Origin of the sequence: Paenarthrobacter sp. NPDC089714 (assembly GCF_044748905.1) — a bacterium.
GTDB lineage: Bacteria > Actinomycetota > Actinomycetes > Actinomycetales > Micrococcaceae > Arthrobacter.
On record NZ_JBIVGX010000007.1, the window covers coordinates 1 to 16,764 of the forward strand.

General features: G+C 64.4%; 16 protein-coding genes. 9 read left to right on the forward strand and 7 right to left on the reverse strand.

The features are described 5' to 3' along the window. Positions 1 to 129: 129 nt before the first annotated feature. On the reverse strand, positions 130 to 1,410 hold the full coding sequence (gene serS, locus ACIPY3_RS13335; RefSeq protein WP_400334751.1) for a serine--tRNA ligase: 1,281 nt from the start codon (positions 1,408 to 1,410) through the stop codon (positions 130 to 132). A gap of 100 nt (positions 1,411 to 1,510) precedes the next feature. Between serS and ACIPY3_RS13340 the strand changes: the two genes are divergently transcribed. Next, a complete protein-coding gene (locus ACIPY3_RS13340) occupies positions 1,511 to 2,569 on the forward strand; it encodes a diacylglycerol/lipid kinase family protein (protein ID WP_400334753.1) in 1,059 nt (352 codons plus the stop codon). On the opposite strand, the gene ACIPY3_RS13345 is transcribed toward ACIPY3_RS13340, so the two are convergent. The 3 genes from ACIPY3_RS13345 to ACIPY3_RS13355 form a co-directional block, all read right to left on the reverse strand. Then, the gene (locus ACIPY3_RS13345) at positions 2,566 to 2,796 is read right to left on the reverse strand and encodes a hypothetical protein (RefSeq protein ID WP_400272790.1); all 231 of its coding nucleotides are present in this window, start codon (positions 2,794 to 2,796) and stop codon (positions 2,566 to 2,568) included. The genes ACIPY3_RS13340 and ACIPY3_RS13345 overlap by 4 nt on opposite strands. A gap of 130 nt (positions 2,797 to 2,926) precedes the next feature. After that, positions 2,927 to 3,859, reverse strand: a complete 933-nt coding sequence (pheA, locus tag ACIPY3_RS13350; protein ID WP_400334755.1) for a prephenate dehydratase — start codon at positions 3,857 to 3,859, stop codon at positions 2,927 to 2,929. A gap of 21 nt (positions 3,860 to 3,880) precedes the next feature. Further along, complete coding sequence (locus tag ACIPY3_RS13355; RefSeq protein ID WP_397325989.1) at positions 3,881 to 4,207, reverse strand: rhodanese-like domain-containing protein; 327 nt, start codon at positions 4,205 to 4,207, stop codon at positions 3,881 to 3,883. A gap of 161 nt (positions 4,208 to 4,368) precedes the next feature. Between ACIPY3_RS13355 and ACIPY3_RS13360 the strand changes: the two genes are divergently transcribed. From ACIPY3_RS13360 to ACIPY3_RS13370, 3 genes are read left to right on the forward strand one after another with little or no spacing between them, the layout of a single operon-like run. Beyond that, positions 4,369 to 5,112, forward strand: coding sequence for a Type 1 glutamine amidotransferase-like domain-containing protein (locus tag ACIPY3_RS13360; RefSeq protein ID WP_400334757.1), 744 nt, complete (start codon positions 4,369 to 4,371; stop codon positions 5,110 to 5,112). After that, positions 5,105 to 6,538 (forward strand): amidase, encoded by a 1,434-nt coding sequence (locus ACIPY3_RS13365; protein ID WP_400334758.1) that lies wholly within the window; start codon positions 5,105 to 5,107, stop codon positions 6,536 to 6,538. Before ACIPY3_RS13360 ends, ACIPY3_RS13365 begins: the two co-directional genes overlap by 8 nt. 55 nt (positions 6,539 to 6,593) lie before the next feature. Then, a complete protein-coding gene (locus ACIPY3_RS13370; RefSeq protein WP_400334759.1) occupies positions 6,594 to 8,093 on the forward strand; it encodes a peptide MFS transporter in 1,500 nt (499 codons plus the stop codon). A gap of 77 nt (positions 8,094 to 8,170) precedes the next feature. Here the strand turns inward: ACIPY3_RS13370 and ACIPY3_RS13375 are convergent, their stop codons facing one another. Next, positions 8,171 to 8,821, reverse strand: coding sequence for a DUF4190 domain-containing protein (locus tag ACIPY3_RS13375; RefSeq protein WP_400334761.1), 651 nt, complete (start codon positions 8,819 to 8,821; stop codon positions 8,171 to 8,173). A gap of 220 nt (positions 8,822 to 9,041) precedes the next feature. Between ACIPY3_RS13375 and ACIPY3_RS13380 the strand changes: the two genes are divergently transcribed. Both ACIPY3_RS13380 and pgm read left to right on the forward strand, forming a co-directional pair. Further along, on the forward strand, positions 9,042 to 9,797 hold the full coding sequence (locus ACIPY3_RS13380; protein ID WP_400334762.1) for an SDR family NAD(P)-dependent oxidoreductase: 756 nt from the start codon (positions 9,042 to 9,044) through the stop codon (positions 9,795 to 9,797). 205 nt (positions 9,798 to 10,002) lie between these two features. Next, positions 10,003 to 11,664, forward strand: a complete 1,662-nt coding sequence (gene pgm / locus ACIPY3_RS13385) for a phosphoglucomutase (alpha-D-glucose-1,6-bisphosphate-dependent) (protein WP_400334763.1) — start codon at positions 10,003 to 10,005, stop codon at positions 11,662 to 11,664. 125 nt (positions 11,665 to 11,789) lie between these two features. Here the strand turns inward: pgm and ACIPY3_RS13390 are convergent, their stop codons facing one another. Next, positions 11,790 to 12,395 carry a malonic semialdehyde reductase gene (locus ACIPY3_RS13390; protein ID WP_400334764.1) on the reverse strand — a complete coding sequence of 202 codons (606 nt, stop codon included), beginning with the start codon at positions 12,393 to 12,395 and terminating at the stop codon, positions 11,790 to 11,792. 234 nt (positions 12,396 to 12,629) lie between these two features. On the opposite strand from ACIPY3_RS13390, the gene ACIPY3_RS13395 reads away from it, so the two are divergent. Continuing rightward, complete coding sequence (locus tag ACIPY3_RS13395; RefSeq protein ID WP_400334766.1) at positions 12,630 to 13,982, forward strand: uracil-xanthine permease family protein; 1,353 nt, start codon at positions 12,630 to 12,632, stop codon at positions 13,980 to 13,982. Positions 13,983 to 14,070: 88 nt separating this feature from the next. On the opposite strand, the gene ACIPY3_RS13400 is transcribed toward ACIPY3_RS13395, so the two are convergent. Further along, the gene (locus tag ACIPY3_RS13400) at positions 14,071 to 15,018 is read right to left on the reverse strand and encodes an NADP-dependent oxidoreductase (protein ID WP_400334767.1); all 948 of its coding nucleotides are present in this window, start codon (positions 15,016 to 15,018) and stop codon (positions 14,071 to 14,073) included. 121 nt (positions 15,019 to 15,139) lie between these two features. Here ACIPY3_RS13400 and ACIPY3_RS13405 point away from each other — a divergent pair, with 121 nt between their 5' ends. After that, a complete protein-coding gene (locus ACIPY3_RS13405) occupies positions 15,140 to 15,811 on the forward strand; it encodes a thioesterase II family protein (RefSeq protein ID WP_400334769.1) in 672 nt (223 codons plus the stop codon). 35 nt (positions 15,812 to 15,846) lie between these two features. Next, entirely contained in the window at positions 15,847 to 16,716 is an 870-nt protein-coding gene (locus ACIPY3_RS13410; RefSeq protein WP_400334771.1) for a helix-turn-helix transcriptional regulator, read from the forward strand. Positions 16,717 to 16,764 lie beyond the last annotated feature (48 nt).

Consider the following 16,764-nt stretch of genomic DNA (forward strand, 5'->3'; position numbering starts at 1 on the left):
ACGAACTCAACGACAGACCCCGCCAACGATTCGACTTCTGCACCCCAAATGAGATGATCAGAACCTTCCTGTTGCGATAACCGCTAGAAACCGCCCGCTCAAAACAACCACAACTGCGAGTTGGTTGGGCTACAGAACCGGGAGGACTTCCAGGCCGCCCAGGTACTTCTGCAGGGCCTTCGGGACGTTCACGGAGCCGTCCGGGTTCTGGTGGTGCTCCAGGAGCGCAACGATCCACCGCGTGGTGGCAAGCGTGCCGTTCAGCGTGGCCACGGCGCGGGTGCCCTTGGCTACGCCTTCGTCGTTGACCACGCGTTCGCGGATGTTGAGGCGACGCGCCTGGAACGTGGTGCAGTTCGAGGTGGACGTGAGCTCACGGTAGGCGTTCTGCGTAGGAACCCAGGCCTCGCAGTCGAACTTGCGGGCCGCGGACATGCCAAGGTCTCCCGCGGCCGTGTCGATCACGCGGTAGGGAAGCTCGCACTTGGCCAGCATTTCCTCTTCCCACGCCAGCAAACGCTCGTGCTCGGCGGCGGCTTCCTCAACCGTGGTGTAGATGAACATCTCCACCTTGTTGAACTGGTGCACGCGGATGATGCCGCGGGTGTCCTTGCCGTGCGAACCGGCCTCGCGGCGGTAGCAGGAGCTCTGGCCCGCATAGCGGATGGGGCCTGCTGAGAGATCCAGGATCTCGTCTGCGTGATAGCCGGCGAGGGCCACCTCCGAGGTTCCCACAAGGTAAAGGTCGTCTTCAGCGAGACGGTAGATCTCGGCGTCGTGCTTTACATCGAAGCCGGTGCCCTGCATGGTTTCCGGACGCACCAACGTGGGCGTGATCATCGGGACGAAGCCGGCCTCGATGGCCTGTTCCATGGCCATTTGCAGGAGTGCCATCTCCAGGCGGGCCCCAACACCCTTCAGGAAGTAGAAGCGGGCACCGGAAACCTTGGCACCACGTTCCATGTCGATGGCGCCGATCAGTTCACCGATCTCCAGGTGGTCCTTCGGCTCAAAGTCGGGGAATTCACGGGGCGTGCCCACAGTCTTGACCACCACGAAGTCGTCTTCGCCGCCCTCGGGCACGCCGTCCACCACCAGGTTGGGGATGACGCGCAGGAGTTCATCTTGCTTGGCCTGTGCGACGTCGGCTTCCGAGGACGCAGCCTTGACGGCGTTGGCCAGTTCCTTGACCTCGGCCAGCAGGGCCTGCTTCTCCTCGCCCTTGGCCTGCGCAACCTTCTTGCCGAACGCATTCTGCTCTGCACGCAGGGTCTCGTAGCGGATCAGCGCTGCGCGGCGGTCGGAATCGGCGGAGATGATCGCGTCCACAACGGACTCGTCGGCGCCGCGGGCGCGCTGGCTGGCACGGAACTTGTCCGGGTTTTCGCTGAGGTCTTTTACGTCGATCACCACACAAGAGTATCGAATCGGCCACGATTCCCTGTTCCGCGATGCACGGGGACCGGACCGGCGCAAACGGCCCCGCCGGAACGGATAGTGTTGGAGCACAATGAGCGACTGGATCTGGTGGGTGATTCTCGCTGGGGGTGTGGCATTTGCCGTCTCCAGTTGGTGGGGCGTGCGGCGCTTGAAGGCCCGCCATATCCGCAGTGCCGTGGCGGAGGACCCCCACAGGCCGGACCCCGGCCACCAGAAGGTGGCGGTGATTCTCAATCCGGTGAAGAACAAGTCCGACGAGGCGCGGCAGGCGATCATCGATGCCTGCGACCTGGCCGGCTGGGATCCGCCGACGTTCTACGAGACCACGCCCGAGGACCCTGGATACGCCCAGTCCCGCCAAGCGCTTGAGTCAAGGGCCGACGTCGTTCTTGCGTGCGGCGGCGATGGTACGGTGCGCGTGGTGGCCGAGTCGCTGGCGCACCAGGGCGTGGCGATGGGACTGATTCCGCTGGGCACCGGCAACCTGCTGGCCCGCAACGTGGATCTGGACGTCTACGATCTGCCGGGCTGCATCCAGGTGGCGTTGTTCGGGCACCAGCGCTACATCGACACCGCAACCATGGGCATCGAGAACAGCATCACCGGGGAGTCGTCCACGCACACGTTCCTGGTGATCGCCGGCATGGGACTGGATGCCGAAGTGGTGGGCGACACCAAGGAAGACCTCAAGAAAACGGTGGGCTGGCTCGCCTATACCGAAGCCGGCGTGCGGCACCTGCCGGGCCGCCGCAAACGCGTCACCATCGCCATGGACGACGAACCGGAACAGGCCCGTAAGATCCGCAGCGTGCTCTTCGCCAATTGCGGGTTGATCCCCGGCGGCATCGACTTCATCCCGCAGGCCATGGTTGACGACGGCATGCTGGACATCGTGGTGATGAGTCCGCGCAGTGCGGTGGGCTGGATCGCGATGTACGCGAAGGTGCTGTTCAAGCACAACCGGAACCTGCCGGTGATGAACTTCTATCGTTCGCAGAAAGTCAGCATCCGCAGCCAGGAACCCATGGCAACACAGCTCGACGGCGATCCGTCAGGTGAGGCCACCGAGGTCACCGTCCAGGTGCAGCCCGGCTCGCTGCTGGTGCGGGTGCCGAAGAGCCACCCTTAGAGGGCTCCCTTATCCGGCTCTGCGGCATTCCGGTCAGCCTCTTCCTGGGCAGCTTTTGCCGCCGCGCGGGCCTCGGCCTGCTCCCGGATCATGGCCTGTTCTTCTTCAAAACGGAGTCGATCCGCACGGTCGGCTTCGTCGCCGTCCCAGTCGTCCTTGTTGTCGCCGGACGGCTTGGGATTGACGATCATGCCCTGGCCGTCTTTGTCATCGCGATGCACTGACATGACGTCTCCCTTCGTTTGGGCATTCATCCATCGTTTATGGATCAGGCAAGCATACGCACACTTACAGTCGCGCGAAAGGGGGTTGAAGCGTCAATGATTTCGCCGGAAATGGCCCGTACCGAACAAACGATCAGCCCTTAATAATCGATTCCACCCAGGCATGCGCAGACGCAAAAGCAGCGTCCGAAGTGTGCGGTGCCACGACGGCCGGCTGCTTATCGGCGCGGGCATACGACCCCAGGAACCGCGTGGCGGGGCTGATCCGGTGGAGTCCGGCGAGGGCGTCGGCCACGCGGGAATCGGCTGCGTGGCCGTCGGCGTCGATGCTGAAGAAGTAGTGGCCCAAGTACTGGCCGGTGGGCCGTGATTCGATGCGGCTCAGGTTGACGCCACGGGAGGCAAACTGGTCCAGGATTTCCATCAAGGCGCCGGGGTGGTCCTCCGGCAACGGCACAACAACCGTGGTCTTATCCGCCCCCGTACGTTCCGGGAGGGCACCGGGGCGGCCCACCAGGATGAAGCGGGTGACGGCCTCAGGGTTGTCCCCGATGTTCTCGGCGAGTACGTTCAGCCCCGGTTGCCCGGCCGCAACCAGCGGCGCACAGATGGCAGCCTCGTAGGGCGCGTCCGGTTCCAGCAGGCCCATGGCGGCAGCGGCCGTCGATGAACCCGGAACATAGTCCGCTTGGGGAATATGTTCGTCCAGCCAGAGGCGGCACTGCGCCCACGCGTGGCCGTGGGTGGAGATGCGCTGGATGTCCGAAAGGTCGACGCCGGGCCTCGCCACGAGCACGAAGGTGATGGGAACCAGCGCCTCACGGAGGATGCGGAGCTCCGGTCCCGTGGCAATGGCGTCGAGGGTTGCCGTAACGCCTCCCTCCACCGAGTTCTCGATGGGCACCATGGCAGCGTCAGCTTCACCTGCACGCACGCGGTCAAGGGCGGTGTTGACGTTGGTGCACGGGACGCGGGTAGCTTCCGAAGCACCCGGGACCTGCATGAGCGCAGCCTCGGTGAACGTCCCTTCCGGGCCCAGGAACGTATACGTGGGAACTGCAGGCATCAATATATTCCTTGCCCGTTATTAGAGGACGACCGGCTTGAGGCCGTTGTCGGAGGTCATCGGCCTGCCTGCTTCGAACCACATGTCCATGCCGCCAGCCACATTAACGGCGGAGTAGCCCTGGGCCACGAGCCACTGCACCACCCGGAACGAGCGGCCGCCCGTGCGGCAGATGACGAACAAATCGTCGTCCGGGTCCAATTCCTCCAGGCGCGCGGGGAGTTGGTCCATGGGGATGTGGCGCGCACCCTCGGCGTGGCCGGCAACCCACTCGTAGTCTTCGCGGACGTCCAGGATGCTGGCGTCGGCCGGAATGTCGCCCACGGTCACTGTTTCGAAGTCGCTCACGGCAGTCCCTTCCATCGGTTCACGGAATCTGCATCCAGCCTAGTGCCCGGGAGGCGCACTCCGCGCCCGAAGAGCGGGACCTCCTTGCATGCCGGCGCCTTCCCGCGAAGACTGGGTGCCAGTCACTCCCACCGACGCAACCCAGGAGTAAGGAGCAGGCCATGGCTGCTGTCCAACCCACTATTCTTGCCACGTCCGGCGGGTACAGGCAGGGCAGCCGCACGCGGATCGAGTTCGACTCACTGGTGGACTATGCCGTGGAACTCTCCGGTGTCACGGGCAGGGCACCGAGGATCGCCCACATCGGCACCGCCGGTGGGGACCAACGATGGTGGGCCGCGGAAATCGACCAGGCAGCACGGATTGCGGGCTTCGACCTGAGCCACCTGAACCTGTTCACCATGCCCAACGTCGAGGATCCAGAGGCGTACCTGTTGGAGCAGGACGTGGTGTGGGTCAACGGCGGATCCGTGGTGAACCTCCTGGCGGTGTGGCGCGCCCATGGCTTGGACCGCATCCTCAAGAAGGTGTGGGAGAGCGGCGTCATCCTGGCCGGTGTATCAGCCGGTTCCATCTGCTGGTTCAAGGGCGGCGTCACTGACTCCTTCGGCCCCGGGTTGAGGCCCGTTACGAACTCGTTGGGATTCCTTCCGTTCCACAATGGCGTGCACTTCGACTCCGAACTGCGCCGCCGCCCGACGGTCCACAAGCTGGTAGCTGACGGCACCTTGGGCGAGACCCACTGCACGGACGACGGCGTCGGACTGGTTTACCGGGGCACGGAACTGGTGGAGGTGGTCTCCTCCGTGAAGAACAAGGCAGCGTTCCGCGTGACGGCAGGAGCCGGCGAGAGCGTCGATGCCGTTGCCATCGAAGAACGGTTGGAGTCGCGCTTCCTTGGCTGATTCATCCCCTGGCAACCAGTCGGGGATCGCAGCGTTGACGGCAGTTGAACTCCGCGATGCCCTGGCCGGCGGCGAGCTGTCTGCGCGTGAGGCCGCAAGTCACTTCCTGTCGGTGATTGAATCCCGCAACAGACATCTGGGTGCCTTCATCACCGTGACCGCCGAGCACGCGATGGCCGCCGCCGCGGCAGCGGACCAACGCCATGCCGACGGCGAGCGCAGCGAGCTCCCCTTGCTGCACGGCATGCCCCTTGCCTTCAAGGACCTCACGGATGTGGCCGGCGTTCCCACCACGCACGGCAGCGCGGCTTTGGAGCACAAGCCGGCACCCGAGGATGGCGCCCTGGCCGCCACTTTGAAGGCGCAGGGGGTCATCTCGCTGGGCAAGACCCAGGTTCCGGAATTCGGACTCACGGCCTACAGCGAAAACCGCGTGGCACCGCCGTCGCGCAATCCGCATTCCCTGGCCCGCAGCTCGGGTGGCTCTTCGGGCGGAAGCGCTGCCGCGGTTGCGGCGGGCATGGTGCCGTTCGCGCCGGGTACCGACGGCGGCGGGTCCATCCGCATCCCGGCCGGTGCCTGCGGGTTGGTGGGCCTCAAGCCGGGCCAGGGGCTGGTACCGTCTGGGGCGAGCGCGGGTGACGCTGCCAAGCTGGTGGTCGCCGGACCCCTCGCGAAGAACGCCGCGGATGCCGCACTGCTGCTGGACGCGCTGGTCCCCTTTGGGAACAGGCCCGACGGCGGCTACCTCGCCAACGTCGGCAGAGCGCCCGGACCCCTGCGCATCGGTTTGACGCTGGACAGCCCCTGGGCCGCCAGCTATCCGTTCGAGATCGAAACGGAAGCCTTGGACGCGCTGAACCGCGGCCGGACCCTGTTGGAAAGGGCAGGACACCGTGTCCTTGAGGCAGGTATCCGCTACGACAACCGCTACCCGGAGGCGTTCACCGCGGCCTGGACTGCCGGCGTCGGGAGTGCACGGATAGCTCCGCAGCGGGAGGCGCTGCTGACCCCGCTGACCAGGACGTTCCGGCGTCGGGCGCAACAGCGGAGCGCCGCAAAGGTGCAGGAAGCGCTCGGGTTCCTGCGGCAGTTCACCACCGATACCGTTGCCCAGTACTCACAGTGGGACCTGATGCTCATGCCCACCCTGGCTCAAACTCCACGGCCCATCGGCTGGTTTACGGGCGGCGGCCACAGTGGCGAACCGTGGCCCAGCGAATGGGCCGGAGACGCGGACGAGGACTACAAACGGCAGTGTGAGTACGCGCCGTGGAGTTCCATGGTGAACGTGTGCGGCCTCCCTGCGATCAGCATTCCGGTCCACACCACGGAGAACGGTATGCCGATGGGCATCCAACTCATTGGCAGGAGGGGATCCGAGCTACAACTTCTCCAGGTGGCGGCAGCGCTGGAGGCTGCATAAATTCGGGCGTCTAGCATATGGAATGCGGTTGCCAGAGGCATTGGTCGATGTGACAATGCCCGCAGTCAGTGCCAGCATTGAGGAAATGAGCACACCTCAAACCACGGCTCCGCCTGCTAAAACCCCGGGCGATACGTCATTCTTCGGCCACCCAAAGATGTTGGCCAGCCTTTTCTCCGTGGAAATGTGGGAGCGATTCTCCTTCTACGGCATGCAGGGCATCCTGCTTTACTACATGTACTTCACGGCCGACCAAGGCGGCCTGTCCATCGACAAGGGCCTCGCGGCCGGCCTGGTGGGCGCGTACGGCGGTGGCGTCTACTTGTCCACCATCCTGGGCGCATGGCTCGCTGACCGCATCTTCGGTTCAGAGAAGGTGCTCTTTGGCTCGGCCATCATGATCATGATGGGCCACATCGCCCTGGCACTCATCCCCGGCATTCCGGGTCTGATCGCCGGCCTGGTGCTGGTGGGAGTCGGCTCGGGTGGCCTGAAGGCCAACGCCACGGCATTGGTCGGCACCCTGTATGGCGAGAAGGACGAACGCCGCGACGCCGGCTTCTCCATCTTCTACATGGGCATCAACATCGGTGGGCTCATCGGCCCGCTGGTCACGGGTTGGCTCCAGGAAAGCCATGGCTTCCACTGGGGCTTCGGCGCGGCAGCCGTGGGCATGGCCATCGGCCTGGTCATCTACGCCTTTGGCCGCAAGCGCCTGCCGGAAGAAGCCCACCGGGTCCCCAACCCGCTGCCCGCCAAGGACCGGACAAAGTACGGCCTGATCTTCCTCGCGATCCTCGTGGTGATCGGCGTGCTGCTCGGTACCGGCACCGTGAACGCGGACAACCTTGCGCGCAGCATGGCTTACGCGGCTATTGGCGCCTCGGTGATCTACCTCTTCCTGATCTTCCGGAGTCCGTTGGTGACGGGCCTTGAGCGCAGGCGTGTGCTCGCGTTCATCCCGCTCTACATCGCATCCGCCGCGTTCTGGGCTTTGTTCCAGCAGCAGTTCACGTTCATTGCCGTCTACTCGGAGGAGAAGCTGGACCGCAACCTGTTTGGCTGGGAAATGCCTGCCGCGTGGGTCCAGTCGATCAACCCGGTATTCATCATCATCTTCGCCGGCGTCATGGCTGCGCTGTGGACCAAGCTGGGTTCCCGGCAGCCGAGTTCACCGTTCAAGTTCTCCATGGGCTTGTTCATCATGGGGCTGGCCTTCCTGGCATTCATCCCGCTGGCCGGCGACGGCAAGACCCCGCTCCTGGCACTCGTGGGCATCCTGTTCCTCTTCACCATGGCGGAGTTGTGCCTTTCCCCCATCGGGCTCTCCGTGAGCACCAAGCTTGCGCCGAAGGCCTTCCACACACAGATGGTGGCGCTGTTCTTCCTCTCGGTCTCGCTCGGCACCACCCTGGCCGGCATCCTCGCGGGCCTCTACAACCCGGACGACGAACTCCCCTACTTCCTGGGCATCGGCGGTGTTGCAGTAGTGCTCGCGGTGGCACTGGCCGCCTCGACTCCGGCGATCAAGAAGCTGATGGCAGGCGTCCGGTAGCACGCGTTAAATCGCCACGGCGGCCCTCGCCTTCGGTGGGAATCCCAACCGAAGGCGAGGGCCGCCGTCGTTCGCTTTTAGTAGTTGTAGCGGCTCGAGGCGCCCAAAACCACGATGAAAATGATCCAGATGATGGCCAGGGCCACGCCGATGTATCCCATCACCAGGCCCGCGATCGCCATGCCCTTGCCCGCGGGTTCGCGGTTCAGTGCGAGGTGGCCCAGGATCACGGCCGCGATCTGCGGGAGGATGAAGAAGCCGAAGCCCACCAAGGTGGCGATACCGCAGATCATGCTCGCGATGCTCAAGCCCTTGGGCTGCGAGGGCATGGCGTAGTAGGCGGGCTGTCCATACGGGTTCGGCTGGCCGTAGGGCTGCTGCTGGTAAGGGCTCGGCGGCTGGTTGTAGGAGGTGGCCGGCTGGTTGTACGGCGACGGGGGCTGCTGGCTGTAGTCACCCGGCGTGTACGAACTGCCAGGCGGCGTACTCGAAGGCGGCGTCGGCTGGGTGTAGAAGTCACTCTGGCCTTGCGCGTTTTGCGTGTAGGCGTTTTGCCCGTACGGCGGCAACGGCTGGGTGGCGTCGGCCTGGGTCGTTGATTCGTACGACGGCGGCGGCGGCACCGCGCTGCCCTGGCCCGGCGCGCTGAATTCGGCGGGCGGAACGTACTGCGGCGGTTCGTAACCCGCGGGCTTGTCTTCGTTGCCCTTGGCTGGTTGCTCTGACATAGGTATCCCCCTGTGTGCATGGTCTTTGATCCCAACCCTACCGCCGCCGAAGGCCCCGCATAAGTAGGGAGTATTGCTGTGGCCAGCGGGATGCGGGGCTGTGACGCGATTCATGCATATGCATGGAATACGCCTCTTATGGAGTGGGTTGGCTTTAAGAGCGACGTAAGCAGCGCTACAACGATCATCAGCGGGCTCCGGTCCCGCGAAGGAGGACATCATGGGTAACTTCCAAGGCAAAACCGCACTCGTCACCGGCGGCGGTTCGGGTCTCGGGGAAGCGATCAGCAAGGACCTCGCGAACAACGGCGCCAACGTGGTTGTGGTGGACGTCAATCTTGATGCAGCCACCCGCGTTGCCGGGGAAATCACGGCCTCGGGCGGCAGCGCAGTTCCGTTCAAAGCCAACACCGCGGTAGCCGAAGACAGCAAGAAGGCCGTCGACTTTGCCGTCGACACCTATGGTGCCCTGAACTATGCAGTCAACAACGCCGGCATCGGTGGCGCCAACGCCCCCGTTGGCGAAGTGGACCTTGAGGATTGGGACCGCGTCATCGCCATCAACCTCAGCGGCGTGCTCTACGGCATGCGCTACCAGATCCCGGCCATCCTCGAAGCGGGCGCGGCTGAGGGTGCGATCGTCAACATGGCTTCAATCCACGGCACGGTTGCCGCCTTGGGCAACGCCGCCTACACGGCGGCCAAACACGGCGTTGTGGGCCTGACCAAGAACGCCGCCGCCGAATACGGAGCCCAGGGACTGCGCATCAACGCGATCGGTCCGGGCTACATCGAGACCCCTCTGCTGGCCAACGCTCCCAAGGAAGTGATCAGCGGACTCGAAGCGAAGCATTCACTGGGACGCCTGGGCCGCCCGGAAGAAATCGCCAACGTCACCACGTTCCTGCTTTCGGACAAGGCAAGCTTCGTGACCGGCTCTTACGTCCTGGCTGACGGCGGCTACACGGCCGTCTAGTTCGTCACGGCCCTTACGGCCAGTGGTCCAGTCGGATCCACCGGCCGTAAGGGCTCTTTTGTGCTTAATCAAGAAGCTGTCCGCAACGTAAAGCCGGCGTGAATCTTTAGTCCTTTTGTTCCACCTGACCGCCATTCGACGTCATAGGGGCCGCATCACGGACATTTCCTGTCGGCGGGCGGAACGGTCTGGCATGCTGTTGGACATGGCTAGCCGAGCGGGCACAGTTGCCCTTCCCCAGGACCTTGTTGACATCACAGCCCTGCTGGACGCGTACTTCGATGTAGCTCCGGACCTGGGCGATCCCGCCCAGCGCGTGGCTTTTGGAACCTCGGGGCACCGCGGTTCCAGCCTGAAGGCGTCGTTCAACGAACCGCATATCCTCGCGATCACGCAGGCAATCGTCGAGTACCGCGGACGCCAGGGAATCACGGGACCGCTCTTCATTGGACGCGACACCCACGCTTTGAGCGAACCCGCGCAGAACTCCGCCCTGGAAGTGCTGGCAGCCAACGGCGTGACCGTCCTGGTGGACGCGCGCCACGGCTACACCCCAACCCCGGCCTTGAGCCACGCAATCCTCAAGTACAACCGCGAAGCCGCACCCGGCACTCCCCAGGCCGATGGCATCGTGGTCACTCCGAGCCACAACCCGCCGGCAGACGGTGGCTTCAAGTACAACCCTCCGCACGGCGGCCCGGCGGACACCGACGCCACGGGCTGGATCGCCGAGCGCGCCAACCAGCTCCTGGAAAACGGGCTCCGCGGCGTCAAGCGCATCCCGCTGAATGACGCCCTGGCCGCAGACACCACGGGCAAGTTCGACTTCCTCAGCAGCTACGTTGACGATCTCCCGTCCGTCCTGGACCTCGATGCGATCCGCAACGCAGGCGTCCGGATCGGAGCCGACCCCATGGGCGGCGCCTCCGTGGACTACTGGGGCGAGATTGGCGAACGCCACCAGTTGAACCTGACCGTGGTGAACCCTACCGTGGACCCGCAGTGGGCCTTCATGACCCTCGACTGGGACGAAAAGATCCGCATGGACTGCTCCTCGCCGTCGGCCATGGCTTCGCTGATCAAGCGCATGTCGCTCGGCGCCGAAGGCACCGCAGCGTATGACGTTGCCACCGGAAACGACGCCGACGCCGACCGCCACGGCATCGTCACCCCGGACGGTGGGCTCATGAACCCCAACCACTACCTCGCCGTCGCCATCGACTACCTCTACCGCAACCGCAGCGGCTGGAACCCTGAGTCGGTAGTCGGGAAGACGTTGGTTTCGTCCTCCATCATCGACCGTGTCGCTGCCGGTTTGGGCCGAAAGTTGGTTGAGGTCCCCGTGGGCTTCAAGTGGTTCGTGCCCGGATTGCTGTCCGGCGAAGGTGCGTTCGGCGGCGAAGAGTCCGCCGGCGCTTCCTTTAACAAGCGCGACGGCAGCGTTTGGACCACGGACAAGGACGGCATCCTGCTGGCCCTGCTCGCCTCCGAGATCACGGCCGTCACGGGTTCCTCCCCCTCCCAGCTCTACAAGGGCCTGACCGACCAGTTCGGCGCCCCGGTCTACGCCCGCATCGACGCTGCTGCCACCCGCGAGCAGAAGTCCAAGCTGGGCAAGCTCTCCGCCGCCGACGTCACCGCGACGTCCCTGGCCGGCGAGGACATCACCGCGAAGCTCACTGAAGCTCCCGGCAACGGCGCCTCCATTGGCGGCCTTAAAGTCGTTACGGAAAGCGCCTGGTTCGCGGCCCGCCCGTCCGGCACGGAGGACGTCTACAAGATCTACGCTGAGTCCTTCAAGGGCGCCGACCACCTGAAGCAGGTCCAGGACGAGGCCAAGGCCCTGGTGGACGGGGTCATCGCCTAACCCCCCACCCCCGGACGCTCTCTCACCGAACCCCCCTTCCCCCCGGACGCTCTCTCACCGAACCCCCCTTAAACGCCAACGCTCCTGCACTTGGGTGCAGGAGCGTTGCCGTGGAAGGACCGGAATCAGACGGTGCGGACCACGTCGTCGTAGGCGAACTTCGGCTTGGCTTCGCCCCAGGCGTCCGGACCGGGCTGGCCGATGTTGACGATGAGGAAGCTCTTCTGGTCACCTTTCGGGAAGAATTCTGCGTCGATGGCCGCAAAGTCGGCGCCCGTCATGGGACCGGCGGCAAAGCCGAGCGACCGGACGGCGAGGATGAAGTAGCCGGCCTGCAGGTGGGCGTTGTTGTTGCCGGTGCTTGCGGCGAGTTCGGCGTTGTCGTCATACATGGCCTTGGGGGCGCCGTAGGCGGGGAGGAACTTGTCCCACTGTCCCTGCCAGTCGGTGTCGTAGGAAAGGACGGCGACCAGCGGAGCCGAAGCAGTCTTCGCCTGGTTCCCGCGGGAAAGGTGGTCAACCAGCTTGGCGCGGGCCTCGTCGGAGCGGACGTAGGTCACGCGGAGCGGCTGGGAGTTGAAAGCTGTGGGACCGAACTTGGTGAGCTCGTAGATGGCGCGGGCCTGCTCTTCGGTCACTTCGCCGGCGAAGCTGTTCGCGGTGCGGGCTTCGGCAAAAATGGCGTCGACTGCGGCGGCGTCAATGACTGCTTCTTCGTGTGCAATCGTCATGGATAAACCTTTCGCTGTGCCCTCGCCTCTTGGGGTGGCTGGGCTCTTCTGCTTTCCATGGTTGCAACTTCAAGTTCGCCTGTCCTCTTCCCGTGACGGCACGTGACGTTTGGCACACCCGGTGTCGCCAGGCCCGGTTTGCGCTCCACTGCGCGTGCGAGGCGCGTAGAGCAGGCCCCGCAACGGCGGTAATGTTGCACCGAACCCCAACTATTCTTCTGAGGAAGGCACGCCATGAGCATGCTCGGCATCAAATGGAAGCTCCACGGCAACGGCAAGACCATCCGGCCCGGCCACGTGGTGGCACCCGACGAGCGTCTGGCTTGGCCTCTGACCATCGGCATCGGCATGCAGCACGTGGTTGCGATGTTCGGCGCCACCTTCCTGGTCCCGATCATCACGGGCATGCCGCCGGCCACCACGCTCTTCTTCTCCGGCATCGGCACGCTCCTGTTCCTGGTCATCACCAAAGGCCGCGTGCCCAGCTACCTTGGTTCGAGCTTTGCGTTCATCGCCCCGATCCTCGCCTCCCAAGACCAGTACGGCGTGGGGGGAGCTTTGGGCGGCGTGGTGCTCGCCGGCGTCGTACTGGCGCTCATTGGCGCCGTTGTCCAGAAGTTCGGCGCCGAATGGATCAACCGGTTGATGCCGCCGATCGTGACCGGCGCAATCGTCGCGCTGATCGGCCTGAACCTCGCTCCGGCAGCCAAGAACAACTTCGACGCCGCGCCCGTCACCGCACTCGTCACGCTGGTGACGATCATCCTGGTTTCCGTGCTGTTCCGCGGCATCCTGGGCCGGTTGAGCATCCTCGTGGGTGTTGTGGTGGGCTACGTCGTGGCGATGATGCGAGGCGAGGTTTCCTACGAAAAGATGGATGCCGCCGCCTGGGTGGGCCTCCCGACGTTCCACACGCCCGAATTCCACATCGGAGTGGTGGGTCTGTTTGTACCAGTGGTGCTGGTGCTGGTGGCAGAAAATGTGGGCCACGTAAAGTCGGTGGCCGCGATGACCGGGCAAAACCTCGACGGCGTCTCCGGCCGCGCGCTGATGGCCGACGGTGCCGCTACGGTACTTGCCGGCTTCGGCGGCGGTTCCGGCACCACCACCTACGCGGAAAACATCGGCGTCATGGCGGCCACGAAGGTCTACTCGACGGCGGCCTACTGGGTGGCCGGCGTCTTCGCCATCCTGCTGAGCTTCTCGCCGAAATTCGGCGAGCTGATCGCGACCGTCCCCGCCGGTGTACTGGGCGGCGCGGCAACCATGCTGTACGGCATGATCGGCGTGCTTGGTGTGAAAATCTGGGTCCAGAACAAGGTCAATTTCTCGAACCCGATCAACCTGACCACCGCCGCCGTTGCCCTGATCATCGGCATCGCTGACTACACCTGGACCATCGGCGAACTGAAGTTCACGGGCATCGCCCTGGGATCCGCCGCTGCCCTGGTGATCTACCACGGCATGAAGGGCCTGGCCCGCTGGCGCGGGACCGTGGCTGAGCCGGAGACCGAGACCGCAGGACTGCCGCCTGCGGTGAAGTCGGCCATGAATGCGGCGGCGAAGCGGAGCGGGAAGAAGAAGTAGGGGCCGACGGCGGGTAGCAACCCGGGTGCCGAGGCGCCGGTCCCCGCGCCTCGCAGGGACCGGCGTCGTACCTTCCGTATCTGAGCCGCTACGAACTGAAGTCGATGACGAACCGGCCCCGGACGCGACCGGCTTCCAGCTGCTCGTGGGCCATCCACGCGTCCTCTGGCGCGAAGACGTCGGCCACGCGGAGAGTGAGGATGCCCTCCTCGGTCTGCTGCACCAGTTCCTGAAGGAGGGCGGTTTCCTTAAGGACCGACCCCACATACACCCTGTGGACCTGGATGCCGCGCTCTCCGGCGCCATCCCAGGCCCGGACCACAGCCAGGTGTCCGTGATCGCGGATGGCCCCGAACGTTGCGCCGTTAAGGACTGCGGCATCCAGGACGCCGTCCACCCCGTCAGGGACAATCGAAAGCACGTCCCCCACGAAGTCTCCGCGCCGTGGAATCAGGTGATCCGCACCGAACGAACGCAAAGAATCGCCATCATCAGTGGAAGCGTCGGCTATGACCGTAATCCCTGCCGCCTTTGCCAACTGGATCGCATACACGCCCAACGCCCCGGATGCTCCCGTGATGGCGAGCGTCTGACCGGCTGCAAGTCCCATGTGATCCAAAGCGATCCTCGCGGTGGCTGCGTTCATAAGCAGCGTGGAGGCCGCCACGAAATCGGCCCCGGCCGGTGCGGCAACCACCGACTCCGCCGGAAGGACGATCTTGTCCGCATAGGCCCCCGCCGGGAAGGGAAGTACGATTCCCACCACAGGATCGCCCACTTTCAGGCGTCCATCCAGCCCCGGGCCAAGGGCATCCACCACACCGGCAAGATCCATGCCGGGGATGAAAGGTGGCCGGAGGTCCAGCGCGGAGACGGTGGCGGCGTGTTCGCCGTTCCGCAGCATCAGGTCGGTGGGACTGACGGCAGCAGCGTGTATCCGGACACGCACTTCTCCGTGCCCGGGCGTGGGCTCCTCCACGTCCAGGAGTTCGAGGTTCTTCGGGCCACCATAGGTCTTTACTCCAAGTGCTCTCATGACAGGTCCAACCCGGTCACATTTGTAGTAATTCCAGGAAAATGACTCATATCCGGGCAGTATTTGTAACAGGATAAAAAGCCACTGGACTGCGGCAATGCCGCACCACATACTCGCTTCCATGGCCGGAACAACTCTTTATTGCTTTCACCATGCCGGCGGGACGGAGTGGCAGTTCCGCTCATGGCAGTCCCGGCTGCAGGCTTCCGTGCGGGTCATCGGGGTCCCTGTCGAATGCCGCACTGGCGAAGTCCAGACCATTGAAGACATGGCAGCACGAGCCCTTGAATTCCTTAAGAGCGCCCACCTTCCAACTGCCGCCTTTTATGGGCACAGCATGGGCGGCCACGTCGCCTACGAGGTGTGCCGCCTCCTGCTGGAGCGCGGACTGGACCTTCCCTCCGCGGTCATTCTGGGTGGCTCACCAGCTCCTGGCTCGCTCCCGGACAGCGGGGAGGCACTGCGGATCCTGCACGAGACCGAACCGATGCCCGCTTTCCTGCCCGGATACATCGCCGAACGAACCGCAGCCGGAGTGAGGCGCGCCTGCGCCTATTCCCCGCCCCGTGACAAAATTCCCCTGCAACTTGACCTTATTCGTGGAACAAAAGACACGCTGGTAAATATTCGTCGCATGCAGCAATGGGAGGAGTACTGCGGCCCGACACCTCGCTACCATCAAGTTGTTGGGGGACATCTTTTTCACCGAACTGCGCTTGACGATTTCATGACCGTCCTGGAGCACTTGGTTCCCCTCAACGCACACAGTGCAGGAACAGCGGCAGCCTCCTGACAGCCGGACAGACACCAAGAAAGCGCAGGCATTTCATGGCAACCACAACACTGGCGGACAACCCGGGAACGCCACAGTTCGCCGTCCAGCGCGGCGTTGACGAGTCCGAGGCCCGGCGGCAGAACCTGGCCCGCTTCCTCCGCGCCCGCCGCCAGCAATTACTGCCACAGGACGTTGGCCTTCCCAACAGCAGCCGCCGCCGAACGCCCGGCTTGCGCAGGGAGGAAGTAGCCGTCCTGGCCAACGTGGGCGTCACTTGGTACACGTGGTTGGAGCAGGGCCGGGACATCGGAGTTTCCTCGGATGTTGTGGATGCGATCGGTCAGGCCCTCCGGCTCGAAGGCGGCGAACTTGAGCACCTTTACGAGTTGGCGGGTAAGCAGCAACCTGTCCGCAGGTCCGCGGCGGCCGAGGTCCGCGCCATCATGGGACGGGTCCTGGCGGGTTTCACGCATTCACCCGCATACGTCGTTGACCGCTATTGGAACGTCGTGGCAACCAACCCGATCTCTGAATACGTCTTCGGCATCCACGTCGGTTCCAACTGCCTGGAAGCCTTCTTCACCAAAGCCGACGTCGCAGCCCATTACCCGCATCGCGAACTGGCAGGGCGCATGATGGCGGCCCAATTCCACCGGCAGGCTGCCATGTACCCGGGAGATGCAACGTTCTCCATGCTGGCCGACAAGATCGCCTCCGTTTCCGCCGAGTTCAAGGACTACTGGGAAAGCCACGTAGTGGGGGTGGAACCGCATGTGGACATCGTCTTCGACCACAACCAGATGGGCCGGCTGACGTTTGAATCAGTGGTCCTGAACCCCGTCGGCGGTGACGATCTTCGCGTATTCGTCTACTTGCCCAAACCCGGCTCCGGCACCGCCGAAGCCCTCGCCCGCGCCAGCTGAAACGCCCGCGCCAGCTGAACCGCTGCCGGGCGCCTTACGAGAAGGAGA